This is a genomic window from Streptomyces sp. NPDC127092, assembly GCF_042722475.1.
GTDB lineage: Bacteria > Actinomycetota > Actinomycetes > Streptomycetales > Streptomycetaceae > Streptomyces.
This window is the reverse complement of record NZ_JBHXFE010000008.1, coordinates 1-23,504: the sequence shown is the minus strand read 5'-3', so window position 1 is coordinate 23,504 and position 23,504 is coordinate 1. Positions and strand designations below refer to the sequence as shown.

Below are 23,504 nucleotides of genomic sequence, written 5' to 3'. Positions count from 1 at the left end.
ACTGAATCCGAAGTTGCGGGGGGTCGGGCCTGTTGAAAGCGTCGCTCGACCGACTAGGCTGAGGTGTCTCGCCCATCGGGACACCGCACGACGGAGTGCGGAGACAGAACGTGACAGGAGGGGTGGCAAGTGACCACCGAGCTGCGCCGGCTGCGCAACTACATCAACGGGGAGTTCCGGGACGCGGCAGACGGCCGCACGATCGACGTGATCAACCCGGCCACCGGTGAGGTGTACGCCACCTCCCCGCTGTCCGGCCAGGCCGACGTCGACGCCGCCATGGAGGCCGCCGCGGCCGCCTTCCCCGCCTGGCGGGACACCACGCCGTCCGAGCGCCAGAAGGTCCTCCTCAAGATCGCGGACGCCTTCGAGGAGCGCGCCGAGGACCTGATCGCCGCCGAGGTCGAGAACACCGGCAAGCCGGTCGCCCTCACCGCGAGCGAGGAGATCCCGCCGATGGTGGACCAGATCCGCTTCTTCGCGGGTGCCGCCCGGATGCTCGAGGGCAAGTCCGCCGGCGAGTACATGGAGGGCATGACCTCGATCATCCGCCGCGAGCCGGTGGGTGTGTGTGCCCAGGTGGCGCCGTGGAACTACCCGATGATGATGGCCGTGTGGAAGTTCGCCCCGGCCCTCGCCGCGGGCAACACGGTCGTCCTCAAGCCCTCGGACACCACCCCGGCGTCGACCGTCCTGATGGCCGAGATCATCGGCTCCATCGTCCCCAAGGGCGTCTTCAACGTCATCTGCGGCGACCGCGAGACCGGCCGCGCCATGGTCGAGCACTCCACCCCGGCGATGGCCTCCATCACCGGCTCCGTCCGCGCCGGCATGCAGGTCGCCGAGTCCGCGTCCAAGGACGTCAAGCGCGTCCACCTGGAGCTGGGCGGCAAGGCCCCGGTCGTGGTCTTCGAGGACACCGACATCGCCAAGGCCGTGGAGGACATCTCCGTCGCCGGCTTCTTCAACGCCGGCCAGGACTGCACCGCCGCCACCCGCGTGCTCGTGCACGAGTCCATCCACGACGAGTTCGTGGCCGCGCTGGCGAAGGCCGCGTCCGAGACCAAGACCGGTCAGCCGGACGACGAGGACGTGCTCTACGGCCCGCTCAACAACGCCAACCAGCTGAAGCAGGTCAGCGGCTTCATCGACCGCCTCCCGGCGCACGCCAAGGTCGAGGCCGGCGGCCACCGGGTCGGCGACAAGGGCTACTTCTACGCCCCGACCGTCGTCTCCGGCCTCAAGCAGGACGACGAGATCGTCCAGAACGAGGTCTTCGGCCCGGTCATCACCGTCCAGTCCTTCACTGACGAGACCCAGGCCGTCGAGTACGCCAACGGCGTCGAGTACGCCCTGGCCTCCTCCGTCTGGACCAAGGACCACGCCCGCGCCATGCGCATGTCCAAGGCCCTCGACTTCGGCTGTGTGTGGATCAACACCCACATCCCGCTCGTCGCCGAGATGCCGCACGGCGGCTACAAGAAGTCCGGCTACGGCAAGGACCTGTCGGCCTACGGCTTCGAGGACTACACGCGCATCAAGCACGTGATGACCTCCCTCGGCTGATCCCCGGCATCCCGCGACGCGGCCCCGGCACCCCGATCGTCACGATCGGCGGCGCCGGGGCCGCGTGCGTCGGGCCGATTCGTGAAGGGCGGACATCGTGAGCTTCGAGGTCTTCGTGATGCGGTTCCAGCACGGAGCGCCGGCGCCGCTCGACCCGGCCGTCGTGCGGGAGGTGCTCGATCCGTACGTGGTGGCCCGGGACCCCGACGGGCAGGGGTTGTACGTCGAGACCGGCGACGGCGGCACGGCGGACGTCCGGGTCCACGCCGACGGCGTCACGTTCCACCGCTTCGGCGGCGCCGGGGTCATGGACCTGATCGCCGCGCTGATGCGGCGCCTGGCGGCCGTCCTGGTCGTGCCCGGCGGTCCCGTCGTCGTCCACCGGGCCGAGGACGGCGCGCAGATCACGCCGGAACTCAGGGAGAGCAGCGGATGGCCGGTCGTCGTCGCGGCGGACGGCGCGGCGGTCGCACGGGTGATCGAAGCGGCGTGATAGGCCGTCCCCATGACGGATTCCGGGATCAACTCGCTTGTCACGTACGGTCTGTTCGCCGCCTGGGCGCTGCACGACGCCGAGGAGGTGGTGTACGGGCCGCGCTGGATACGGGAGAACCTGCCGGAGCCCCGGGAACGCTTCCCGGGCGCGCCGGAGGCGGTGTGGCGGGCGCTGGGCTCCGTCGACGAGCGCGAGTTCCGCGCCGCCGTGGGCGTGATGGCGGCGATCGTCGCGTCGGCCGCCGTCGCCGGACGGCGCTCGGGCGGCCGGTCCGCCTTCTACCAGGGCGCGTTGAACGGCTTCGGGCTGCACGGGCTCGTGCATCTCGCGCAGGCCGCCGCCGTACGGGGCGTGACGCCCGGCTCGGTCACCTCGCCGCTGGTGGTCGTCCCCTTCACCCTCTGGGCGCGCGGCCGGCTGCGCCGGGCCGGCGTGCTGCGGCCCACCCGCGGGCGGAACGTGGTGACCGGTCTGGCGCTCGCGGGCGGGGCCACGGCCCTCGCGCACACCGTGGCGCGCCGCCTCCTCCGCTGAGTCCCGAGCCCCCACCGACCCTAGTTTTGAACGTGTTCATGAAGGGCGTACGCTGCCCCCATGAGCGACACGAACGGGCCGATGGCCCTCCTCAAGCGCATCCGCGTCTGGCTGGTCGTCTTCATCGTCTGTCTGGTGCTCAGCGGGGCCACCGCGTTCCCGCTGGTCACCGAACTCCGTCTGCTCGACTCCGCGCTGGACACCTGGGCGGCCCCGGTGGCGGAGCTCCTCCCCGGCCTCGCCGAGTGGATCGACCGGGTCCGTACCGGCCTCGAGGGCGCCGACGCCGACGCCCCCTACCTCCTCTACGGCACCGACTGGCTGGCCTTCGCCCACCTCGTCATCGCCGTCGCCTTCTACGGGCCCTACCGCGACCCGGTCCGCAACATCTGGGTGATCGAGTTCGGCATGATCGCCTGCGTCGGGATCATCCCCCTCGCCCTGATCTGCGGACCGATCCGCGGCATCCCCTTCTGGTGGTCGGTGATCGACATGTCCTTCGGGGTCTTCGGGATCCTGCCGCTGCTCGTCGTACGACGGCTGATCAAGCGGCTGGAGGCGCTGGAGGCGCCGGAGGCCGCGCCGGCGCTCACCGCGACGGCAGGCCGTACGTCGCCAGCATGAGGTCCGTCGCCACCTTGTTCATGTCCTTCCCCTTGGCGTCGGTGGAGTTGACGCCGTACACGAGGGTCCGCTCGCCACGGCGGGTCGAGGCGATCGCGGCGTTGTAACCCCAGCGGCCGCCCGTCTTGCCCCACACCTCGCGCCCGCCCAGCTTCTTCATGGACAGGCCCACGGAGTACGCGGCCGGGGCGCCCGTCGTGAAGTCCTGGACCTTCGGCAGCGTGAACATCTCCTCCAGGAGCGGTCCGCGCACCACCTCGCCCGCGAACAGGGCGCGGGTGAAGCGCTCCAGGTCGGCGGTGGTCGAGATCAGGTCGCCCGCCGCCCAGCCGTCCGTCACGCCCCAGACGGTGACGTCCCGCAGGCCCGTCGTGCCGTCGTCGAGCCGCATCCACTGGTAGCCGTGGTTGTGGCGGCCCTGGATCCGGGGGCTCGTGCCGGGGAGGTAGGTGTCGCGCAGTCCGAGCGGGCGCAGGACCCGGGCGGTCACCTGGTGCTCGTACGAGTCGCCCGTCACCCGCTCGACGATCAGTCCGGCGATCGTGTAGCCGATGTTCAGATAGTGCTGCTTCTCGCCGGGCGCGAACTCGCGCGGCCGCGCCGTCGCCGAGCGGACCAGCTCGCGCGGGTCGTGCACCTCGAAGCGGCGCGCGTACCAGTCCTCGACCGTCTCGCCCGGCAGGCCCGCGGCCGGGATGCCGTGCGTGTGGTCGAGCAGCTGCCGGACGGTGACCCCGCCGTACGCGGCCGGGATCAGCTCCGGCAGATACGCGCGGGCCGGGCGGTCCAGGCCGACGCGGCCCTCGCTCGCCAGCTGGAGCACGACCGCCGCCGTGAACACCTTGGTCACCGAACCCGCCCGGAACCTGGCGCCCGGATCGGCCGGCCGGCCGCTCCTCAGGTCGTGCACGCCGGAGCTGCCCTGCCAGGAGCCCTCGGTGCCGCCGACCCGTACCAGCGCCGCCGTCGCGTCCTTCGACGGAAGTCCCGCGATCGCCTTCTCCAGGGCCGCGTTCCCCGCCTCGGCCGTCGCGGCGGCCGGGTGCGGCGCCGGCCCGTGCGGCGCGCCGGCGGCGGTCGCCGGGAGGGCCGCCGGACCCGCCACGCCCAGGACCAGGGCGGCGGCGAGCAGCGTGCGCGTGGTGTTCCTCATCGTTCGTCTCCATGGGTGCGAGCCGTCGTTCTCGATGACTCACATCCTGCTGACCTGCGAGGATCCGCGGATCACCCGCGACGGCGGTCTTCGCCCGACGCGTGACTCGCCCGCACGGGGGAGGAGCCCCGCCGGAGCCTCACCCGGCCGGGGGAGGAGCGGCGGGGAAGGAACCGGCCGAGGAAGCGCCCGCCGTCACCAGGCCCGTCTCGTACGCGCAGATCACCGCCTGGATCCGGTCGCGCAGGCCGAGCTTGGCGAGCACGTTCCCCACGTGCGTCTTCACCGTGTGGTCGCTCACCACCAGCTCCGCGGCGATCTCCGCGTTCGACAGGCCCCGCGCGAGCAGCAGCAGCGTCTCCCGCTCGCGGGCGGTCAGCACCCCGAGGCGCGGATCGGTCCGGCGCGGACCGCCGGAGGTGTACTGCTCCACGAGCCGCCGGGCCACGGACGGCGCGAGCAGCGCCTCGCCCGCCGCGACCACCCGCACCGCGTGCACCAGGTCGTCCCGGCGCACGTCCTTCAGGAGGAAGCCGCTGGCGCCCGCGTGCAGCGCCTCGTACACGTACTCGTCCGCGTCGAAGGTCGTCAGCATCACCGTCCGGCAGGCCGACGCGGCGCTGATCGCCCGGCAGGCCTCGATGCCGTCCATCCGCGGCATCCGGATGTCGAGCAGCGCCACGTCCGGCGCGTGCCGGCGCACCGCCTCCACCGCCGCGGCGCCGTCGCCCGCCTCCGCGACCACCTCGATGTCGTCCTGGACGTCCAGGATCAGCGCGAAACCGCTGCGCACCAGCTCCTGGTCGTCCGCGACCACCACCCGGATCGTCATCCCGCCTCCACTGGGAGCACCGCCCGCACCTCGAATCCCCGGCCGTCCGGGCCCGGACCGGCCGACGCCGTGCCGCCGTGGGCCGCCACCCGCTCGCGCACCCCGGCCAGACCGTGGCCGCCGGAGCCGCCGGGCCGCGGCCCGCGTCCGTCGTCCGTCACCCGGACCTCCAGCGCGTCCTGCCCGTACCCGAGGCGCACCCACACCGCGCGGGCCCCGGCGTGCCGGACCACGTTCGTCAGCGCCTCCTGCACGATCCGGAACACGGTCGCGGCCGTCGCCTCCGGCAGCGGGCGCTCGGCGCCGTCCGTCGCGTACCGCACGTCGAGGCCGCCGCCCCGCACCCGCGCGAGCAGCTCCGGCAGCTCGCCGAGCCCGGGCTGCGGGGCGCGCGGCGCGGCGGACGGCTCGCCGTCCCGCAACACGCCCAGCATCCGCCGCAGCTGGACCATCGCGTCGCGACCCGTCGCGGAGATCGCCTCGAACGCGGCCTCCGCCCGCTCGGGCGCCGCCCGCACCGCCAGCGGACCCGCCTCCGCCTGGACCACCATGAGGCTCACCGCGTGCGACAGGATGTCGTGCATCTCGCGGGCGATCCGGGCCCGTTCGCGGGCCGCCGCCCGCTCCGCCTCCACCCGGTGCGCCTGCTGCCGGGCGTCGGTCAGCCGTCCGAAGGCGTAGGCGGCGCCGAACACGAAGAGCGAGAAGGTCAGTTCCCGCGCCGACCGGGTGTTGAGCCACACCGACACCGGCACGGCGACCAGCAGCAGCGCCCCCGCGACCAGCCGCTTCCACGGCGGCGAGAGCACCGCGATCGTGTACACGCTCACCAGGCCCGTGTAGGGCAGCGGCTGGCCCGGACCCTCCAGCGCGAACCGGTACAGCGCACTCGCCGCCAGGACCGCGAGCAGCACCGCCATCGGCGCCCGCCGCCGCCACACCAGCGGGACCACGGTCAGTGTCGTCAGGCCGTACGCCGGCCAGGTCGCCGGCTCCAGTTCGGGCCCGCGCGGCACCACGAACGGCATGGTCATCGCCGCCTGGACGAGCAGCGCGAGGCCGATGTCCACCGCCCACGGATTGGCCGCGCCCCATTCGCGCAGCCGCTGTATCCCCCCTCCGCGCATTACGGCTTGCGGCCCAGCGCGCCGAACTGCGCGACCTCGGCCGCCTCCGGCGCCCGCCAGCGCGCGCACGACACGATGCCCGGCTCCAGCAGGTCGAGCCCGTCGAGGAAGGAGGCGAACTCCTCGCGGCCGCGCGCCGTGATCGGCGGAGTGGCGTTGGCGTTCCAGAACTCCATCGCGGCCACGTTCGCCTCCCCGCCGAGGTCGGCGTCGTAGGTCGGGTGGGTCAGGGCCAGATACGAGCCGGAGGGCACGGCGTCCATGACGGTGCGGACGATCGAGCGGGCCTCGTCGCCGTCGATGACGAAGTTGAGGATGCCCAGCATCAGCACGGCGACCGGCCGGCCGAAGTCCAGCGTTCCCGCCGCCGCCCGCAGGATCCGCTCCGGGTCGTGCGCGTCCGCGTCCACGTACTCCGTGACGCCTTCGGGCGAGCTGGTGAGCAGCGCGCGGGCGTGCGTCAGGACGATCGGGTCGTTGTCGACGTAGACGATCCGGGACTCCGGGGCGACCCGCTGGGCCACCTCGTGGGTGTTGTCGGCCGTCGGCAGACCCGTACCGATGTCGAGGAACTGGCGCACCCCGCCCTCCGCGGCCAGGTACGTCACCGCCCGCCCCAGGAACGCGCGGTCGGCACGCGCCACTTCGCCGATGCTCGGGTGGAAGGAGGTCACCTGGTCGCCGACGGCCCGGTCCACCGGGTAGTTGTCCTTGCCGCCCAGCCAGTAGTTCCACACACGGGCGTTGTGCGCGATGTCGGTGCGGATCCTGTCGTTCATGCGCGGCCCTTTCGCAGCACGCCGGCCAGTGTGTCGATCCGATTGGTCGTGATCGAGTCGACGCCGTTCCTGATCAGCTTACGCATGGCCCACGCCGTGTCCGGCGTCCACACCGACACCAGCAGGCCCGACCGGTGCACCCGCTCCACCAGCTCCCGACTCGCAAGGCCGAAGCGGTAGTTGAGCCACTTCGGGCGTACGGCGTCGAGCAGCACGCGGCGCGGCGGCGCCAGCGTGTTCCAGGTCAGCGCGATCTCCGCGCCCGGGTCGGCGGCCCGCACGTGCAGCATCGCCGTGGCGCCCGCGCAGTAGAAGACCCGCTCGCCCGCCCCGCACTCGCGCACCGTGCCCACGATCGTGCGCACGGAACTCTCGTCGCCGCCCGGCAGATCCAGCATCAGACGGTGCGGACCGGCGGCGATCAGGGCCTCCCGGAGGGTGGGCACGCCGTCCTCCGTGACCTCGCGCAGCTCCTCCAGCGTCATCGTGCCGAGCGGCCGGTCGAAGCCCCACAGGCGCTTCAGGGAGTCGTCGTGCAGCAGGACAGGCACGCCGTCCTCGGTCAGGCGCACGTCGACCTCCACCGCGTCCGCGCCCCGTTCCAATGCCGAGACGATCGAAGGGACGGTGTTCTCGCGGACGCGATAGGGGTCGCCGCGGTGGCCTACGACAGTGACGGGGTCCATGACCCCATTCTCCCGACGGTCACGCCGACAGCCACTGCTCCGTGTACGTGTCGATCTCCTCGACCAGGCGCGCCTTGCCCTCCTCGTCCAGGAACGAGGCCTCCACCGCGTTCTTCGCGAGCGCCGCCAGACCGCGCTCGTCCAGGCCGAGGAGACGGGCGGCCACCGCGTACTCGTTGTTCAGGTCCGTGCCGAACATCGGCGGGTCGTCGCTGTTGATGGTCACCAGCACCCCCGCGTCCACCATCCGCCGGATCGGGTGGTCCTCCAGGCGCTCCACCGCGCGCGTCGCGATGTTCGAGGTCGGGCACACCTCCAGCGCGATCCGGTGCTCCGCGAGGTGCTCCAGCAGCGCCGGGTCCTGCACCGAGCTGGTGCCGTGGCCGATGCGCTCGGCGCCCAGCTCGTTCAGGGCGTCCCAGACCGTCCCGGGGCCGGTCGTCTCGCCGGCGTGCGGGACGCTGTGCAGGCCCGCCGCGCGGGCGCGGTCGAAGTACGGCTTGAACTGCGGGCGCGGCACCCCGATCTCCGGGCCGCCGAGACCGAACGAGACCAGACCCTCCGGGCGCAGCTCGACCGCGAGGCGCGCGGTCTCCTCCGCCGCCTCCAGGCCCGCCTCGCCCGGGATGTCGAAGCACCAGCGCAGGATCACGCCGAGCTCGGCCTCCGCCGCCTTGCGGGCGTCCTCGATCGCCGCCATGAACGCGTGCTCGTCGATGCCGCGGCGCGTCGAGCTGTACGGGGTGATGGTCAGCTCCGCGTAGCGGATGTTCTGCCGGGCCATGTCCCGGGCGACCTCGTACGTGAGGAGCCGCACGTCCTCCGGGGTGCGGACCAGGTCCACGACGGACAGGTAGACCTCGATGAAGTGGGCGAAGTCCGTGAACGTGAAGTAGTCGGCGAGCGCGTCCGGGTCCGTCGGCACCTTGGAGTCCGGGTGCCGGGCGGCCAGCTCGGCGACGATGCGGGGCGAGGCGGAGCCGACGTGGTGGACGTGCAGCTCGGCCTTCGGCAGCCCCGCGATGAAGGAGTGAAGGTCGGTCATCGGGTCATCGTAGGCCGGAGACATCCCCCTGATGGCGTAGGTCGTAGCATGGCGTGACCACGATGGGGGAGGCCTATGTCCGACAACAACGACCAGCCCGCGGACCCGTGGGCTCCGCCGAACCAGGACGGCGTCTCGCTGGGCAAGGGGGCGGGCGGCGCCACCGGCGCGCCCGGTGCGGCGGGCCCGGCCACGCCGCCGGTGCACGACCAGCCGACGATGGCGTCCATGCCGGGCGCCGAGCTTCCGCCGCCGCCGGCGGCGCCGGGGTCGTCCGGCGGGACCTTCGGCTACCCGACCGCGCCTCCCGTGTCGGCGAGCCCGACGCCCGGGTACGGCTACCCGGCGGCGCCGCCGGCCCCGTACCCCACCTACGGCGCGGGATACCCGCAGCCGGGATGGGGACCGCAGCCGTCGAACGGCCTGGGCATCGCCGCGATGGTGCTGGGCATCATCTCGGTCGCCGGCTTCTGCTTCTACGGGCTCGGCGTGATCCCGGGCATCCTGGCGCTGATCTTCGGCATCATCGGCCTCAAGAAGGCCAACCGCGGTGAGGCGAACAACCGGGGCATGGCGATCGCGGGCATCGTGCTCGGCTCGGTCGGCATCCTGGTGGGCGCGGCCTTCCTGAGCCTCATGATCTGGGCCATCGCCACGGACCAGGAGGGCCTGGACGACGGTGACGACCCCTGGGAGACCAGCCTGGTCGTCGACGCGCGCCGCTAGGTCGCACGGGGACGGGTGCGTGGGGGCCGCTTCTGTGCGGCCCCCGCCCCCGTTCGTCCGGTGCTCACCGGGACAACCGCTCCCGCGCCTCCATGAGCGCGAAACCCAGCAGGTTCAGGCCCCGCCAGCGGTCGGGGTCACAGGCCCGCGGGTCGTCCGCCGCCAGGCCGATGCCCCAGACCCGGTCCAACGGGCTGGCCTCCACCAGGACGCGGCCGCCCGTGCCGAGGAGAAAGCCCCGCAGGGCGTCGTCGGACCCGAACTTGTGCACGCTGCCGGCCACGACGATCTCGAACCGCTTCCGCTGCCACGTCGGCTCGTCGAAGCCGCGGACCAGGCGGCCCGCCGTCTTCGCCGCCCCCGGGGACTTCGCCGTCAGGGCCGCCCGCTCGGCCTCCGCGTCGCCGAAGAGCCGCGCCTTCTCCGCCATCATCCAGTGCTCGGCCGTCGCGTAGCGTACGCCCTCCACCTCGAAGGGTGACGGCCACCACTGGCTCAGACAGCTCGCCGAGAGCCGGCCGTCCGGGTGCGGGCGATGGCCCCAGAAGTGCAGCCATTTCACCCGATCGCCTCGTCTGACCTGCTGTTTCAACCGCTCGAGATCGCTCATGCATGCCACTGTTTCAGTTGCCACGGACAGTCCGTACGGCAATTTCCGGCCGTGCTCGACACTTGGTCGACCGATTCCGTCGCGTAACCAAAAGGCAACAACGGAATCACTTGTTGGACCTGTTTCCCTCTGTCAGGATCGGCACTCAACTCGAGCTGGAACAACGGAGAGCGTCATGGGCAACCGCTTCCAGGTGTCGGATCGCTTCGCGGACGGCGCGCAGTACATCGGGGGGCGGCTCCGCCCCGGAACCTCACAGGACGAGCACAGCGTCATCGATCCCGCGACCGGGAAGAGCATCCACACCTACCGGCTCGCGTCCACCGCCGACGTGGACGAGGCCGTCGCCGCCGCCCGTGAGGCGTTCCCCGGCTGGTCGGGCGCCACGCCCGGCGAGCGCTCGGACGCCCTGCACCGGCTCGCCGGCGTGCTGGCCGAGCGCGCCGAGGAGTTCGCCCAGGCCGAGTCGCTGCAGTGCGGCAAGCCGATCAAGCTCACCCGTGAGTTCGACGTGCCGGGGACCGTGGACAACACGGCCTTCTTCGCCGGGGCCGCCCGTCACCTCCAGGGCCAGTCCGCGGGCGAGTACTCCGGTGACCACACCTCCTACGTACGGCGTGAGGCCGTGGGCGTCGTCGGATCGATCGCGCCCTGGAACTATCCGCTGCAGATGGCCGCGTGGAAGATCCTTCCGGCCGTGGCGGCGGGCAACACGATCGTCCTGAAGCCGGCCGAGCTGACGCCGCTGACCTCCCTCATGTTCGCGCAGGCGGCGACCGAGGCCGGCATCCCGGACGGCGTCGTCAACATCGTGACCGGCGCCGGACGGGTCGCGGGCGAACACCTGGTCGGACACCCCGACGTGGCCATGACCTCCTTCACCGGATCCACCGGTGTCGGCAAGCGGGTCGCCGAGATCGCCACGGCCACCGTCAAGCGGCTCCACCTGGAGCTGGGCGGCAAGGCCCCCTTCGTCGTCTTCGACGACGCGGACCTGGAGGCCGCCGCCCAGGGCGCCGTCGCCGCCTCGCTCATCAACAGCGGGCAGGACTGCACCGCGGCCACCCGGGCCTACGTCCAGCGCCCGCTGTTCGACGCCTTCGTCGCCCGGGTCGCCGAACTCATGGAGACGGTACGGCTCGGGGACCCGTTCGACCCCTCGACCGACCTCGGGCCGCTCGTCAGCCACGCCCAGCGGGACCGGGTCGCCGGGTTCGTCGAGCGGGCCCGCGGCTACGCGACCGTCGTCACCGGAGGCGAAGCCCCTGGTGGCGAGCTGAAGGACGGCGCATACTACCGTCCCACCCTGATCACCGGAGCCGCGCAGGACAGCGAGGTCGTGCAGTCGGAGATCTTCGGCCCGGTCCTCGTGGCCCTGCCCTTCGACGGCGACGACGAGGGCATCCGGCTGGCCAACGACACCCCGTACGGGCTCGCCGCCTCCGCCTGGAGCCGTGACGTCTACCGGGCGAACCGGGCCACGCGGGAGATCAAGGCGGGATGCGTGTGGGTCAACGACCACATCCCGATCATCAGCGAGATGCCGCACGGAGGCTACAAGGCCTCGGGCTTCGGAAAGGACATGTCCGCGTACTCCTTCGAGGAGTACACGCAGGTGAAGCACGTGATGTACGACAACACGGCGGTGCCGGCCAAGGACTGGCACCGCACGATCTTCGGGGACCGATAGCAGACCAGCCGTCCGACCAGCGGCGAACCCATCCCGAAAGGGCACAGCGCATGGAGCAGTACCAGCCGGACAGCCTGTCCGCCGCTCAGATAGCGGCGATGCGGCGCAGCATGACGAGCGGCCGGGGCGCCCTCACCCGCCGTTCGGTGCTGCGCGCCGGAGGCGTCGGCGCGCTCACCGTCGGCGGCCTCGCGGGGCTGAGCGCCTGCGGCATCCCGCCGGCCAAGCGGGAGGGCCAGGGCCCGGCGTCCACGGACTTCTCGGCCAAGGAGAAGGTGCTCAGCTTCTCCAACTGGACCGAATACATGGACGTCAGCGAGGACGAGAAGTCCCGCCCGACGCTGGAGGCGTTCACCAAACGGACCGGCATCAAGGTCAAGTACACCGAGGACATCAACGACAACGTCGAGTTCTTCGGCAAGATCAAGCCGCAGCTCGCGGCCGGCCAGGACACCGGCCGTGACCTGATCTGCGTGACCGACTGGCTCGCCGCCCGCATCATCCGGCTGGGCTGGGCGCAGAAGCTGGACCCGTCGCACCTGCCGAACGCGTACGCCAACCTGTCCCCGCAGTTCCGCCGGCCCGACTGGGACCCGGGCCGGGCCTACTCGTACCCGTGGACCGGCATCTCCACGGTCATCGCCTACAACTCCAAGGCGACCGGCGGCAAGAAGGTCGACTCCGTCACGCAGCTGCTCGACGACCCCGCGCTCAAGGGCCGGGTCGGCTTCCTGACGGAGATGCGGGACTCGGTCGGCATGACGCTCATCGACATGGGCAAGGACCCCGGGAAGTTCACCGACGCCGACTTCGACGCCGCCATCGGGCGGCTGCAGAAGGGCGTCGACAAGAAGCAGATCCGCCGCTTCACCGGCAACGACTACACGTCCGACCTGGACAAGGGCGACCTGGCGGCCTGTCTGGCCTGGGCCGGCGACGTCATCCAGCTCCAGGCCGACAACCCGGACATCAAGTTCGCCATCCCGTCCGCCGGCTACATCACGTCCAGCGACAACCTGCTCGTCCCGGCGAACTCCCGGCACAAGACCAACGCCGAGAAGCTCATCGACTACTACTACGAGCTCCCGGTCGCCGCGCAGCTCGCGGCGTACATCAACTACGTGTGCCCGGTCGACGGGGTGAAGGACGAGCTCGCCAAGATCGATCCCGAGCTCGCGAACAACACACTGATCCTCCCGGACAAGGCGATGGCCGCGAAGTCGCGCGCCTTCCGCTCGCTCAGCAGCGCGGAGGAGACGGCGTACGAGGAGAAGTTCGCCAAGCTCATCGGTGCCTGAGGCCGTCGTCCGTTCCTTCACGAATACCGGGATCCCCTCCATGACTGACAAGACTGCTCACACTGGCAACAACACGGGCGGCGGCGACGTCCGTCTCTCCGGCATCAGCAAGACCTACGGCTCCTTCACCGCCGTGCACCCGCTCGACCTGACGATCCCGCAGGGCTCGTTCTTCGCCCTGCTCGGCGCCTCCGGCTGCGGCAAGACGACCACGCTGCGGATGATCGCCGGCCTGGAGGACCCGACGACGGGCACCGTCTTCCTCGGCGACCGCGACGTCACCGACCTGCCGCCGTACAAGCGGCCGGTGAACACCGTCTTCCAGTCCTACGCGCTCTTCCCGCACATGGACATCTTCGAGAACATCGCCTTCGGTCTGCGCCGGCGCGGCGTCAAGTCGGTGAAGTCGCAGGTCGACGAGATGATCGAGCTCGTGCAGCTCGGCGAGCACGCCCACAAGAAGCCGCACCAGCTCTCCGGCGGCCAGCAGCAGCGCGTCGCCGTGGCCCGCGCGCTCATCAACCACCCGCAGGTGCTGCTGCTCGACGAGCCGCTCGGTGCCCTCGACCTCAAGCTGCGGCGCCAGATGCAGCTGGAGCTCAAGCGCATCCAGACCGAGGTGGGCATCACCTTCGTGCACGTCACCCACGACCAGGAGGAGGCCATGACCATGGCCGACCAGGTCGCGGTGATGAACGGCGGCCGGGTCGAGCAGCTGGGCGCGCCCGCCGACCTGTACGAGAACCCGCAGACCACCTTCGTCGCGAACTTCCTCGGCACCTCGAACCTGATCGAGGCCGAGGTCGTCGAGACCGGCGGCGACGTCCTCGTCACCGCCGGCGGCAGCAAGCTCCGCGTGCCCGGCGAGCGCTGTACCTCCGCCGTGCGCACGGGCGGCAAGGTGCTGGTCGGCGTGCGGCCCGAGAAGATCTCGCTGACGCACGCCGACGACGCCGGCGAGATCGCGGACGGCCGCAACCGGGTGACCGGGCGGATCGCCGACTCCTCGTTCATCGGCGTCTCCACCCAGTACGTGGTGAACTCCCCGGCCGGAGCCGAGCTCCAGGTGTACGAGCAGAACGTCGAGAGGCGTGCGGGACTCCTCCCCGGTACAGAGGTCGTCCTGCACTGGAACCCCGCCCACACCTTCGGTCTGGACGCCGCCCAGGACATCGACGCCGGCGTGGAGACGGTGGAGGACGCCGCATGAGCACCACCCTCGTCAAGGAGACCCCGCCCATAGAGGAGCCGGTCCTCCGCAAGCCCTCGACCCGCCGGCGGCTCGTGCCGTACTGGCTGCTGCTGCCCGGCATCGTGTGGCTGCTGGTGTTCTTCGCGCTGCCGATGGTCTACCAGGCCTCCACCTCGGTGCAGACCGGCTCCCTGGAGAAGGGCTTCGAGGTCACCTGGCACTTCCAGACCTACTGGGAGGCCTTCCAGGAGTACTGGCCGCAGTTCGTCCGCTCGCTGCTCTACGCGGGCACCGCGACGCTGCTGTGCCTGCTGCTCGGCTACCCGCTGGCCTACCTCATCGCCTTCAAGGCCGGGCGCTGGCGCAACCTGCTCCTGGTCCTCGTCATCGCGCCGTTCTTCACCAGCTTCCTCATCCGGACGCTGGCGTGGAAGACGATCCTCGCGGACGACAGCCTGGTGGTCGACGCGCTGAACACGCTGCACGTCCTCGACGTGACCAGCTGGCTCGGCTGGACCGAGGGCGAGCGGGTGCTCGCCACCCCGATGGCTGTCGTCGCCGGTCTCACGTACAACTTCCTGCCGTTCATGATCCTGCCGCTCTACACCTCCCTGGAGCGGATCGACGGCCGGCTGCACGAGGCCGCGCAGGACCTCTACGCCTCCCCGGCCACCACCTTCCGCAAGGTGACGTTCCCGCTGTCCATGCCGGGCGTCGTCTCCGGCACGCTGCTCACCTTCATCCCGGCGAGCGGCGACTACGTCAACGCCGAACTGCTCGGCTCCACCGACACCAAGATGGTCGGCAACGTCATCCAGTCGCAGTTCCTGCGGGTCCTGGACTACCCGACGGCCGCCGCCCTGTCGTTCATCCTCATGGCGGTCGTGCTGCTCATGGTCACCGTCTACATCCGCCGGGCGGGAACGGAGGACCTGGTCTGATGCAGTGGCTGCGGAAGAATCTCGTCGTCATCGCGGGTCTGCTCACGCTCGCGTACCTGATCCTGCCGAACGTCGTCGTCATGGCGTTCTCGTTCAACAAGCCGAACGGGCGCTTCAACTACGCGTGGCAGCAGTTCTCGCTCGACGCCTGGAAGGACCCCTGCGGCGTCGCCGACCTGTGCCAGTCGCTCACGCTCTCGCTCCAGCTCGCCGCGTGGGCCACCGTCGGCGCGGTCGTCCTCGGCACGATGATCGCCTTCGCGCTGGTCCGCTACCGCTTCCGGGCGCGCGGCGCGATCAACTCGCTGATCTTCCTGCCGATGGCGATGCCCGAGGTCGTCATGGCCGCCTCGCTGCTCACCCTGTTCCTCAACATGGGTGCGGAGCTGGGCTTCTGGACGGTCCTCATCGCCCACATCATGTTCTGTCTGTCGTTCGTCGTGACGGCGGTGAAGGCGCGCGTGATGTCCATGGACCCGCGCCTGGAGGAAGCGGCACGCGACCTGTACGCGGGTCCCGTGCAGACCTTCCTGCGGGTGACGCTGCCGATCGCCGCCCCCGGCATCGCGGCCGGCGCGCTGCTCGCCTTCGCGCTCTCGTTCGACGATTTCATCATCACCAACTTCAACGCGGGCTCCACCGTGACCTTCCCCATGTTCGTCTGGGGCTCGGCGCAGCGCGGAACCCCCGTCCAGATCAACGTCATCGGCACGGCGATGTTCGTCATCGCGGTACTGGTGGTCGTGGCCGGGCAGATCATCACGAACCGGCGCAAGAAAACAGCAACAGCCTGACATCAGCGCCTGACCGGCGGCCGAGCCGGTCAGGCACCGAAGGAGTTGGAAACCATGGCCCCAGTCGCCATGCGTCTCGCTGCACAATCTCTCTCCGACGCCCAGCCCGTCCCCTTCTGGCTGGAAGACCCCGGCAAGCCCGGAGCCCTGCCCGCCCTCGCCGGCCCCGAGCGGTGCGACCTGCTCGTGGTGGGCGGCGGCTACAGCGGACTGTGGACCGCGCTCCTCGCCAAGGAGCGCGACCCCTCCCGGGATGTCGTACTGATCGAAGGCCGCGAGGTGGGCTGGGCCGCCTCGGGCCGCAACGGCGGCTTCTGCGCCGCCTCCCTCACCCACGGCTTCGGCAACGGCCTCGCCCGCTGGCCGGGCGAGCTGCCGAAGCTGGAGCGGATGGGCGAGCGGAACCTCGACGCCATCGAGGAGGCCGTCGCCCGCTACTCCCTCGACTGCGACTTCGAGCGCACCGGCGAGATCGACGTGGCCACCGAGCCCTACCAGGTCGACGAGCTGCACGAGTGGTACCAGGAGGCCGAGCGGCTCGGCCTGGCCGAGGGCCTCGAACTCCTGGACCGCGACGCGGTGCGCGCCGAGGTCGACTCGCCGACCTTCCTGGGCGGCCTGTGGGACCGCCGCGGGGTCGCCATGCTGCACCCGGCGAAGCTGGCCTGGGGCCTCAAGCGGGCCTGTCTCGACCTGGGCGTGCGGATCTTCGAGAACACCCCGGCGCTCGACCTGGTGTCGGCGGGCGCCGGCATGGCCGTGCGCACCCCGTACGGCCGGGTCGCGGCCCGCCGGGTGGCGCTGGGCACCAACGTCTTCCCGTCGCTGGTCAAGCGGCTGCGGCACTACACCGTCCCGGTGTACGACTACGCGCTGATGACCGAGCCGCTGAGCGCCGAGCAGCTGGCGTCGGTGGGCTGGAAGAACCGTCAGGGTCTCGGCGACTCCGCCAACCAGTTCCACTACTTCCGGATCACCGCGGACCACCGCATTCTCTGGGGCGGTTACGACGCGGTCTACCGTTTCGGCGGCAAGGTGGCCGCCGAGATGGACCACCGCCCGGAGACGTACCTGAAGCTGGCCCAGCACTTCTTCACCTGCTTCCCGCAGCTGGAGGGCCTGCGCTTCAGCCACGCCTGGGGCGGGGCGATCGACACCTGCTCGCGCTTCTCGGCCTTCTTCGGCACGGCACACCAGGGCAAGGTGGCGTACGCGCAGGGCTACACGGGTCTCGGCGTGGGCGCGACCCGGTTCGGCGCCGACGTGATGCTGGACCTGCTGGCGGGGGAGCGGACCGAGCGGACGGAGCTGCGGATGGTGCGCTCCAAGCCGCTGCCGTTCCCGCCGGAGCCGATCGCGTGGGCGGGCATCGGGATCACCAAGTGGTCGCTGGCCCGCGCGGACGAGAACGGCGGCCGGCGGAACCTCTGGCTGAAGACGATGGACCGGCTGGGTCTCGGCTTCGACAGCTGAGCACGACCGGGTCGATGTGACCCAGATCACCATCGACGGATGGGGAACCCGCGTCATAGTCGCGGGGCGGCCCTCTCTCTCCCTGTGGATCCCGCGACCGGCGGGTCCGCGAGGAGAGAGAGGGCTTCGTCATGACGGGAACGGGGACGGGTGCGGGCGCCGCGGAGGCCAGGGCGGTGGTGGAGTGGCTGGCCTCGGTCGCGCCGGATCCCGACGCCTGCCGCTGGGAGTGGGAGCGCAGCCCGCACGGGGTCGTGCTGCTGCCCGCCGGCCGGCGCTGGGACGTGCTGATCCTGCCGGCCGAGCTCGGGTATCCGACGCTCGACGTGCTGACGCGGCTGGTGGACCGGCCGGGACCGGTCCTCGCCGACTTCGGCGACGCCCGGATGGGCTTCTTCGTGCCACCGGGCACCGCCGCCCGCTGGCTGGGCACCGGGGTGCGCAGTGCGGGCGCCGGGACGTGGATCGTGGTGCCGTATCCGGGGCGGGCGACCGGCGGCACGCGCTGGCTGGTCGCGCCGGACGCGACCGGCACGCTCACGGACGCCTCGCTGCTCGAACTCGCGATGCACGAGGCGGCGGGACAACTCGCCCGAGGTGAAGGGGGGTTGGGGGGACGCTGAGGCGTGCGGCTCCCGTACAGAGGTCTTGACCACTTGATTGGTCTGGACCATGCTGTGGCGCGCTCCACCTCGATTCCCCCACCCCCGGAGGCAGTTGTGGACCGCACCAGACCCCTGAACCTCCTGCTGGCCGGCGTGCTCGCCGCCGGCGGCACCGTGGCGCTCGCTCCCGTGGTCCAGGCCGCCGACACCGAACTCGCCCGCAACGGCGGCTTCGAGTCCGGCCTCGACGGCTGGAGCTGCACGGCCGGCAGCGGGGCCGTCGTCACCTCACCCGTCCACAGCGGGACGAAGGCCCTGCGGGCGACGCCGGCCGGCAGCGACAACGCCAGGTGCTCGCAGACCGTCACCGTCAGGCCCAACTCCACCTACACGCTGAGCGGCTGGGTGCGCGGCTCCTACGTCTACCTCGGCGCCTCCGGCACCGGCACCGGCGACGTCTCCACCTGGACCCAGTCGGCCCCCGACTGGCAGAAGCTCGCCACCACCTTCACCACCGGCGCCTCCACCACCTCGGTCACCCTCTACACCCACGGCTGGTACGGCACCGGCGCGTACCACGCCGACGACCTGTCCCTGCTCGGCCCCGGCGGCGACCCCGTCCAGCCGCCCGGGACACCCACCGGACTCGCGGCCGGCTCCCCGACCGCCACCGCCGTGACGCTCACCTGGCCCCCGGTCCCCGGCGCCACCTCGTACAAGGTCTACCGGGACGGCGTCCTCGTCGCCACCGTCACCGGCACGTCCTACACCGCCGCCGGCCTCGCGCCCGCCACCTCGTACGGCTTCCAGGTCTCCGCCGCCAACAGCGCGGGCGAGTCCGCGAAGTCCGCCACCGTGTCCGTCACCACCACCTCGGGAGGCGGCACCCCCGGCGGCGACCTGCCCGCCCATGCCCTCGTCGGCTACCTCCACACCAGCTTCGCCAACGGCTCCGGCTACACCCGCATGGCCGACGTCCCCGACTCCTGGGACGTCATCAACCTCGCCTTCGGCGAGCCGACCTCGGTCACCTCCGGCGACATCCGCTTCAGCCTCTGCCCGGTCACCGAATGCCCGAACGTCGAGTCCCCCGCCGACTTCAAGGCCGCCGTCAAGGCCAAGCAGGCCGCCGGCAAGAAGGTCCTCATCTCCATCGGCGGCCAGAACGGCCAGGTCCAGCTCTCCACCACGGCCGCCCGCGACACCTTCGTCACGTCCGTCTCGAAGATCATCGACGAGTACGGCCTCGACGGCCTCGACATCGACTTCGAGGGCCACTCGCTCTCGCTGCAGACCGGCGACACCGACTTCCGCAACCCGACCAGCCCCGTCATCGTCAACCTGATCCAGGCGGTCAGGACCCTCAAGGCGAAGTACGGCGCGAAGTTCGTCCTCACCATGGCCCCGGAGACCTTCTTCGTCCAGCTCGGGTACCAGTACTACGGCTCCGGGCCCTGGGGCGGCCAGGACCCGCGCGCCGGCGCCTACCTCCCCGTCATCCACGCCCTGCGCGACGACCTCACCCTGCTGCACGTCCAGGACTACAACTCGGGCTCCGTCATGGGCCTGGACAACCAGTACCACTCCATGGGCGGCGCGGACTTCCACATCGCCATGACCGACATGCTGCTCACCGGCTTCCCGGTCGCGGGCAACACCGACCGCGTCTTCCCGGCCCTCCGCCCCGACCAGGTCGCCATCGGCCTCCCCGCCTCCACCCAGGCCGGCAACGGCCACACCACCCCGGCCGAGGTGAACAAGGCCCTGAACTGCCTGACGAGGAAGACCGACTGCGGCAGCTACCAGACCCACGGCACCTGGCCCGGTCTGCGCGGCCTGATGACCTGGTCGGTCAACTGGGACCGCTACAACGGCTGGGAGTTCAGCCGGAACTTCGACGCCTACCGCTGGAGCTGACCCGCCCCGGGCCCCCGCTCCAGCGCCGTCCGCCGCAGCGCCCGGACCATCGCCGGAAGGTCCGGGTCGCCGCGGTCCTCCGCGACGACGTGCGCCGCCAGCAGTTCCGGCGTCAGCCGCCGCTCCTCGGCGGCCGCCATCAGGATCTCCGCCGCGGGCCGGTCGTACGCCACCAGGTCCGCCAGCAGGCCCAGCGCCTCGCCCCGGTCCACGAAGCGGCTCATCCCGCAGTCGAGACCGTCGTCGTCCAGGTCCCCGGGGTACGGGGCCCGGCCCCAGGCGCCGTTCTCGTACCAGTAGACACAGCCCAGTTCGTTGCCCGAGAGCCGGTCGCGCAGCTCCTCGTACGGCAGCCAGCCGGGTCCGCCCGCCAGCATGTCGACCGGCGGCTCGTACCACTTGCAGCCGCTCGACTCGTCCTCGCCGTACAGCACGTAACGGCCCTCGCCCATCGGGGAGAACGTCCACCAGGTGCAGCCGCAGTCGTCGAGGTGCAGTCCCTCGTCGTCGATCCAGACGCCGGTCCGGTGGACCCCGTCCCCCTCCTTCGCGGTGGTCGCCCGGACCACCGCGTTCAGGGCCCAGCGCGCCCACAGGAGTTCCGGGTCGGGCAGGTCGGCCGGCAGTCCGGGCCGGTGGATCGTCATGGGTGCTCCGGTTCGTCCGTTCGGGTGCGGGCGGCGCGACCGTACCGCGCCGCGCACACCGGCCAGCGCAGCAGGGGCAGGCAGAGCGCGACGGACGCCAGCACGTCCAGCGGCCAGTGGAAGCCGCGCAGCACGAGACCGGCGGCGGTGACGGCGGTCAGCAGGACGGCCACGGGCAGCAGGCGTCGCGACACCAGGAAGGCCGCGCCGCAGTACGCCACCATCGCCGTCGCCGTGTGGCCGGAGGGGAAGTAGCCGGCGGCCCAGGGCTCCAGCGGGCCGGGACGGGCCGTCCAGATCTTGAGCGGGACGACCAGGAGCGGCACCAGGGCCATCGCCAGGCCCGCGCACAGCGCCGCGGCGCGCCGGCCGCGCCAGGTGGTGTACGCCATGGCGCAGCCGAGGACCGGGAGGGCGACGGTCATGTTGCCGAGGTCCGAGGCGGCTTCGCTCAGCCCGCGCGGGACGGTGTCCACCAGGGCGCGGGAGAGGCGTTCGTCGAGTGCGGCCAGCGGGCCGTGGACGAGGACCTGCCAGGTGATGACGGAGAAGGCGACGATCGCCCAGAAGACAGCCGGCCGCCCCGGAACAGGGGGGGTGGTTCCGGGGCGGTCGCCTGGACCGGGCTGCCGCGCGCCCCGGGGGGTGTGGGGCGGGCGGCCATCCGATCGGTGAGGAGTTCCGGAGCCCAGGGCTCCAGTGGTGTGCGCGAAGGCACGGTGCGGGCGGGGCTGGGGAGGCTCCGCCCTGGGTGTTTCTCTCATCTGCAGAAACCGTACGGCACGAAAGGGGGGACCGACAGCCGGATCTCCATCCCGCCATCGGCCCCCCACAGCTTCTTCACACAGGGTGTCAGAAGTCGCCTTCCGGCCGTCAGATCTGGGCGAGCGCCGCCTCGATGACGTCCAGGCCCTCGTTCAGCAGGTCCTCGCCGATGACCAGCGGCGGCAGGAAGCGCAGCACGTTGCCGTAGGTGCCACAGGTGAGGACCAGGACGCCCTCGTTGTGGCAGTACTTGGCGAGCGCGGCGGCCGCCTCGGCGAACGGCTCCTTGGTCGCCGGGTCCTTGACCAGCTCGATCGCGATCATGGCGCCGCGGCCGCGGATGTCACCGATGACCGGGAACTTCTCCTGCATCGCGGTGAGGCGGCCCTTCATGACCTCCTCGATGCGCTTGGCCTTGCCGTTGAGGTCGAGCTCCTTCATGGTCTCGATGGCGCCCAGCGCACCGGCGCACGCGACCGGGTTGCCGCCGTAGGTGCCGCCGAGGCCGCCACCGTGCACGGAGTCCATGATCTCGGCGCGGCCGGTCACGGCGGCGAGCGGCAGACCGCCCGCGATGCCCTTGGCGGTGGTGATGAGGTCCGGGACGATGCCCTCGTCCTCGCAGGCGAACCACTGGCCGGTACGGCAGAAGCCGGCCTGGATCTCGTCCGCGACGAAGACGATGCCGTTGTCGTTGGCGAACTTCACGATCGCCGGCAGGAAGCCCTTGGCCGGCTCGATGAAGCCGCCCTCGCCGAGCACCGGCTCGATGACGATCGCGGCGACGTTCTCGGCGCCGATCTGCTTGGTGATGTTGTCGATCGCCTGGGCGGCGGCCTCGGGGCCGCAGTTCTCCGGGCCGGTGGGCCAGCGGTAGCCGTAGGCGACCGGCACGCGGTAGACCTCGGGCGCGAACGGGCCGAAGCCCTGCTTGTACGGCATGTTCTTCGCCGTCATGCCCATGGTGAGGTTGGTACGGCCGTGGTAGCCGTGGTCGAAGACGACGACGGCCTGGCGCTTGGTGTACGAACGGGCGATCTTGACCGCGTTCTCGACCGCCTCGGCGCCCGAGTTGAACAGCGCGGACTTCTTGGCGTGGTCGCCCGGGGTCAGCTCGGCCAGCGCCTCGCAGACCTCCACGTAACCCTCGTACGGCGTCACCATGAAACAGGTGTGGGTGAAGTCCTGGAGCTGCGCGGAGGCGCGGCGCACCACGGCCTCGGCGGAGGCGCCCACGGAGGTCACGGCGATGCCGGAACCGAAGTCGATCAGCAGGTTGCCGTCGACGTCCTCGATGATGCCGCCGCCGGCCCGCTTGGTGAACACCGGCAGCGTGGAGCCCACGCCACCGGCGACCGCGTCGAGACGGCGGGCCTGAAGCTCCTGCGACTTCGGGCCGGGGATGGCGGTGACGACGCGCCGCTCCTGCGGGACAGCGTTCATGCGGGGCTCCTGGGGGTGTTCTGGACGCACTTGCGGGTTTCCTCCGCAGGCTAGGCGCGGGGGAGGGGGTCGGGCATGCGCCGATCGGGAGTGTTGGGGGCGTGTCGTTGTCCGCGATGGACATGGCGAGGGTGGTGGGGCGGACCCGCGCGGCCGACGGGCGGTGCGGCGGGCTTCTCGGTGGTCCTGGGCCGTACGGGTGGGCGAATCCCCGCCGGGGAGGCCCCGGGCCACTAGATTGACGGTGGCACAGTTCGGCGACCTGGCTGGTCAGGGGGCAGGGGTTCATGGAGACCGACGGTACGTACGAGTCGAGCGACACCCGGGGAGCCGAGGTGCCCCGACCGGCGACACCGCCGGGCGAAGCCCCGGCCGCGCCGCCTGCCCCGGCCGCGCCGCCTGCCTCTGCCGAGGCTCCCGCGGGCCCGCCTGCTTCGGCCGCGCATCGCGCCCCGGCCGCGCCGCCCGCCGCCGACCCGTCTGCCTCGGTGGGCCCGCCTGCTCCGGCCGCGCCGCCCGCCCCTGCCGCCCCTGCCGCGCCTCCCGCGGGCCCGCCTGCCC

At 71.5% G+C, this 23,504-nt stretch carries 23 protein-coding genes; 13 read left to right on the top strand and 10 right to left on the bottom strand.

Translation table 11 applies throughout. The annotated features are described in order from the left end of the window. Nucleotides 1–129: 129 nt before the first annotated feature. From ACFWJO_RS09055 to ACFWJO_RS09040, 4 genes are all read left to right on the top strand, one after another. Complete coding sequence (locus ACFWJO_RS09055) at nt 130–1,566, top strand: gamma-aminobutyraldehyde dehydrogenase (protein ID WP_386864099.1); 1,437 nt, start codon at nt 130–132, stop codon at nt 1,564–1,566. A gap of 97 nt (nt 1,567–1,663) precedes the next feature. After that, entirely contained in the window at nt 1,664–2,059 is a 396-nt protein-coding gene (locus ACFWJO_RS09050) for a hypothetical protein (protein WP_386864098.1), read from the top strand. A gap of 12 nt (nt 2,060–2,071) precedes the next feature. Beyond that, nucleotides 2,072–2,596 carry an HXXEE domain-containing protein gene (locus ACFWJO_RS09045; protein ID WP_386864097.1) on the top strand — a complete coding sequence of 175 codons (525 nt, stop codon included), beginning with the start codon at nt 2,072–2,074 and terminating at the stop codon, nt 2,594–2,596. 60 nt (nt 2,597–2,656) lie between these two features. Continuing rightward, entirely contained in the window at nt 2,657–3,220 is a 564-nt protein-coding gene (locus ACFWJO_RS09040; RefSeq protein ID WP_386864096.1) for a hypothetical protein, read from the top strand. Here the strand turns inward: ACFWJO_RS09040 and ACFWJO_RS09035 are convergent. The 6 genes from ACFWJO_RS09035 to ACFWJO_RS09010 all read right to left on the bottom strand — a co-directional run bounded on the left by ACFWJO_RS09035 (nt 3,186) and on the right by ACFWJO_RS09010 (nt 8,866). Further along, nucleotides 3,186–4,373: a serine hydrolase domain-containing protein gene (locus tag ACFWJO_RS09035; protein ID WP_386864095.1), complete on the bottom strand. Its 1,188-nt coding sequence runs from the start codon at nt 4,371–4,373 to the stop codon at nt 3,186–3,188. The genes ACFWJO_RS09040 and ACFWJO_RS09035 overlap by 35 nt on opposite strands. Nucleotides 4,374–4,512: 139 nt before the next feature. Continuing rightward, nucleotides 4,513–5,205 carry a response regulator gene (locus ACFWJO_RS09030; RefSeq protein ID WP_386864094.1) on the bottom strand — a complete coding sequence of 231 codons (693 nt, stop codon included), beginning with the start codon at nt 5,203–5,205 and terminating at the stop codon, nt 4,513–4,515. Next, complete coding sequence (locus ACFWJO_RS09025) at nt 5,202–6,332, bottom strand: sensor histidine kinase (RefSeq protein WP_386864093.1); 1,131 nt, start codon at nt 6,330–6,332, stop codon at nt 5,202–5,204. The genes ACFWJO_RS09030 and ACFWJO_RS09025 overlap by 4 nt, the downstream gene beginning before the upstream one ends. Next, on the bottom strand, nt 6,332–7,111 hold the full coding sequence (locus ACFWJO_RS09020; RefSeq protein ID WP_386864092.1) for an SAM-dependent methyltransferase: 780 nt from the start codon (nt 7,109–7,111) through the stop codon (nt 6,332–6,334). The genes ACFWJO_RS09025 and ACFWJO_RS09020 overlap by 1 nt, the downstream gene beginning before the upstream one ends. After that, nucleotides 7,108–7,797, bottom strand: coding sequence for a glycerophosphodiester phosphodiesterase (locus ACFWJO_RS09015; RefSeq protein ID WP_386864091.1), 690 nt, complete (start codon nt 7,795–7,797; stop codon nt 7,108–7,110). Before ACFWJO_RS09015 ends, ACFWJO_RS09020 begins: the two co-directional genes overlap by 4 nt. 19 nt (nt 7,798–7,816) lie before the next feature. After that, nucleotides 7,817–8,866 (bottom strand): adenosine deaminase, encoded by a 1,050-nt coding sequence (locus ACFWJO_RS09010; protein WP_386864090.1) that lies wholly within the window; start codon nt 8,864–8,866, stop codon nt 7,817–7,819. A gap of 51 nt (nt 8,867–8,917) precedes the next feature. On the opposite strand from ACFWJO_RS09010, the gene ACFWJO_RS09005 reads away from it, so the two are divergent. Then, complete coding sequence (locus ACFWJO_RS09005; RefSeq protein ID WP_386864089.1) at nt 8,918–9,568, top strand: DUF4190 domain-containing protein; 651 nt, start codon at nt 8,918–8,920, stop codon at nt 9,566–9,568. A gap of 64 nt (nt 9,569–9,632) precedes the next feature. Here ACFWJO_RS09005 and ACFWJO_RS09000 read toward each other — a convergent pair whose 3' ends face one another. Next, the gene (locus tag ACFWJO_RS09000) at nt 9,633–10,178 is read right to left on the bottom strand and encodes an NADAR family protein (RefSeq protein WP_386864088.1); all 546 of its coding nucleotides are present in this window, start codon (nt 10,176–10,178) and stop codon (nt 9,633–9,635) included. A gap of 175 nt (nt 10,179–10,353) precedes the next feature. Here ACFWJO_RS09000 and ACFWJO_RS08995 point away from each other — a divergent pair, with 175 nt between their 5' ends. From ACFWJO_RS08995 to ACFWJO_RS08960, 8 genes are all read left to right on the top strand, one after another. Further along, nucleotides 10,354–11,868 carry a gamma-aminobutyraldehyde dehydrogenase gene (locus tag ACFWJO_RS08995; RefSeq protein WP_386864087.1) on the top strand — a complete coding sequence of 505 codons (1,515 nt, stop codon included), beginning with the start codon at nt 10,354–10,356 and terminating at the stop codon, nt 11,866–11,868. 50 nt (nt 11,869–11,918) lie between these two features. Then, nucleotides 11,919–13,166, top strand: coding sequence for a PotD/PotF family extracellular solute-binding protein (locus ACFWJO_RS08990; protein WP_386864086.1), 1,248 nt, complete (start codon nt 11,919–11,921; stop codon nt 13,164–13,166). Between the two features lie 40 nt (nt 13,167–13,206). Then, nucleotides 13,207–14,376, top strand: a complete 1,170-nt coding sequence (locus ACFWJO_RS08985; protein ID WP_386864085.1) for an ABC transporter ATP-binding protein — start codon at nt 13,207–13,209, stop codon at nt 14,374–14,376. Continuing rightward, nucleotides 14,373–15,299, top strand: a complete 927-nt coding sequence (locus ACFWJO_RS08980) for an ABC transporter permease (protein WP_386864084.1) — start codon at nt 14,373–14,375, stop codon at nt 15,297–15,299. Before ACFWJO_RS08985 ends, ACFWJO_RS08980 begins: the two co-directional genes overlap by 4 nt. Continuing rightward, on the top strand, nt 15,299–16,093 hold the full coding sequence (locus tag ACFWJO_RS08975; protein WP_386864083.1) for an ABC transporter permease: 795 nt from the start codon (nt 15,299–15,301) through the stop codon (nt 16,091–16,093). The genes ACFWJO_RS08980 and ACFWJO_RS08975 overlap by 1 nt, the downstream gene beginning before the upstream one ends. 54 nt (nt 16,094–16,147) lie before the next feature. Further along, nucleotides 16,148–17,566: an NAD(P)/FAD-dependent oxidoreductase gene (locus ACFWJO_RS08970; RefSeq protein WP_386864082.1), complete on the top strand. Its 1,419-nt coding sequence runs from the start codon at nt 16,148–16,150 to the stop codon at nt 17,564–17,566. Nucleotides 17,567–17,697: 131 nt separating this feature from the next. Further along, nucleotides 17,698–18,189: a hypothetical protein gene (locus tag ACFWJO_RS08965; RefSeq protein WP_386864081.1), complete on the top strand. Its 492-nt coding sequence runs from the start codon at nt 17,698–17,700 to the stop codon at nt 18,187–18,189. A 96-nt stretch (nt 18,190–18,285) separates the two neighbouring features. Further along, nucleotides 18,286–20,088 (top strand): chitinase, encoded by a 1,803-nt coding sequence (locus ACFWJO_RS08960; protein ID WP_386864080.1) that lies wholly within the window; start codon nt 18,286–18,288, stop codon nt 20,086–20,088. Here the strand turns inward: ACFWJO_RS08960 and ACFWJO_RS08955 are convergent. From ACFWJO_RS08955 to gabT, 3 genes are all read right to left on the bottom strand, one after another. After that, complete coding sequence (locus tag ACFWJO_RS08955; RefSeq protein WP_386864079.1) at nt 20,073–20,735, bottom strand: hypothetical protein; 663 nt, start codon at nt 20,733–20,735, stop codon at nt 20,073–20,075. The two genes, ACFWJO_RS08960 and ACFWJO_RS08955, sit on opposite strands and share 16 nt — an antisense overlap. Next, the gene (locus ACFWJO_RS08950) at nt 20,732–21,499 is read right to left on the bottom strand and encodes a phosphatase PAP2 family protein (RefSeq protein ID WP_386864078.1); all 768 of its coding nucleotides are present in this window, start codon (nt 21,497–21,499) and stop codon (nt 20,732–20,734) included. Before ACFWJO_RS08950 ends, ACFWJO_RS08955 begins: the two co-directional genes overlap by 4 nt. 109 nt (nt 21,500–21,608) lie before the next feature. Continuing rightward, on the bottom strand, nt 21,609–22,943 hold the full coding sequence (gabT, locus tag ACFWJO_RS08945) for a 4-aminobutyrate--2-oxoglutarate transaminase (RefSeq protein WP_384421704.1): 1,335 nt from the start codon (nt 22,941–22,943) through the stop codon (nt 21,609–21,611). Between the last annotated feature and the right edge of the window lie 561 nt (nt 22,944–23,504).

Bases quoted from the DNA above. Each gene is read 5' to 3' on its own strand.
- ACFWJO_RS09045 (WP_386864097.1), top strand. From the start codon at position 2,072: ATGACGGATTCCGGGATCAACTCGCTTGTCACGTACGGTCTGTTCGCC.
- ACFWJO_RS09040 (WP_386864096.1), top strand. From the start codon at position 2,657: ATGAGCGACACGAACGGGCCGATGGCCCTCCTCAAGCGCATCCGCGTC.
- ACFWJO_RS09035 (WP_386864095.1), bottom strand. From the start codon at position 4,373: ATGAGGAACACCACGCGCACGCTGCTCGCCGCCGCCCTGGTCCTGGGC.
- ACFWJO_RS09030 (WP_386864094.1), bottom strand. From the start codon at position 5,205: ATGACGATCCGGGTGGTGGTCGCGGACGACCAGGAGCTGGTGCGCAGC.
- ACFWJO_RS09025 (WP_386864093.1), bottom strand. From the start codon at position 6,332: ATGCGCGGAGGGGGGATACAGCGGCTGCGCGAATGGGGCGCGGCCAAT.
- ACFWJO_RS09020 (WP_386864092.1), bottom strand. From the start codon at position 7,111: ATGAACGACAGGATCCGCACCGACATCGCGCACAACGCCCGTGTGTGG.
- ACFWJO_RS09015 (WP_386864091.1), bottom strand. From the start codon at position 7,797: ATGGACCCCGTCACTGTCGTAGGCCACCGCGGCGACCCCTATCGCGTC.
- ACFWJO_RS09010 (WP_386864090.1), bottom strand. From the start codon at position 8,866: ATGTCTCCGGCCTACGATGACCCGATGACCGACCTTCACTCCTTCATC.
- ACFWJO_RS09005 (WP_386864089.1), top strand. From the start codon at position 8,918: ATGTCCGACAACAACGACCAGCCCGCGGACCCGTGGGCTCCGCCGAAC.
- ACFWJO_RS09000 (WP_386864088.1), bottom strand. From the start codon at position 10,178: ATGAGCGATCTCGAGCGGTTGAAACAGCAGGTCAGACGAGGCGATCGG.
- ACFWJO_RS08995 (WP_386864087.1), top strand. From the start codon at position 10,354: ATGGGCAACCGCTTCCAGGTGTCGGATCGCTTCGCGGACGGCGCGCAG.
- ACFWJO_RS08990 (WP_386864086.1), top strand. From the start codon at position 11,919: ATGGAGCAGTACCAGCCGGACAGCCTGTCCGCCGCTCAGATAGCGGCG.
- ACFWJO_RS08985 (WP_386864085.1), top strand. From the start codon at position 13,207: ATGACTGACAAGACTGCTCACACTGGCAACAACACGGGCGGCGGCGAC.
- ACFWJO_RS08980 (WP_386864084.1), top strand. From the start codon at position 14,373: ATGAGCACCACCCTCGTCAAGGAGACCCCGCCCATAGAGGAGCCGGTC.
- ACFWJO_RS08975 (WP_386864083.1), top strand. From the start codon at position 15,299: ATGCAGTGGCTGCGGAAGAATCTCGTCGTCATCGCGGGTCTGCTCACG.
- ACFWJO_RS08970 (WP_386864082.1), top strand. From the start codon at position 16,148: ATGGCCCCAGTCGCCATGCGTCTCGCTGCACAATCTCTCTCCGACGCC.
- ACFWJO_RS08965 (WP_386864081.1), top strand. From the start codon at position 17,698: ATGACGGGAACGGGGACGGGTGCGGGCGCCGCGGAGGCCAGGGCGGTG.
- ACFWJO_RS08955 (WP_386864079.1), bottom strand. From the start codon at position 20,735: ATGACGATCCACCGGCCCGGACTGCCGGCCGACCTGCCCGACCCGGAA.
- ACFWJO_RS08950 (WP_386864078.1), bottom strand. From the start codon at position 21,499: ATGAGAGAAACACCCAGGGCGGAGCCTCCCCAGCCCCGCCCGCACCGT.
- gabT (WP_384421704.1), bottom strand. From the start codon at position 22,943: ATGAACGCTGTCCCGCAGGAGCGGCGCGTCGTCACCGCCATCCCCGGC.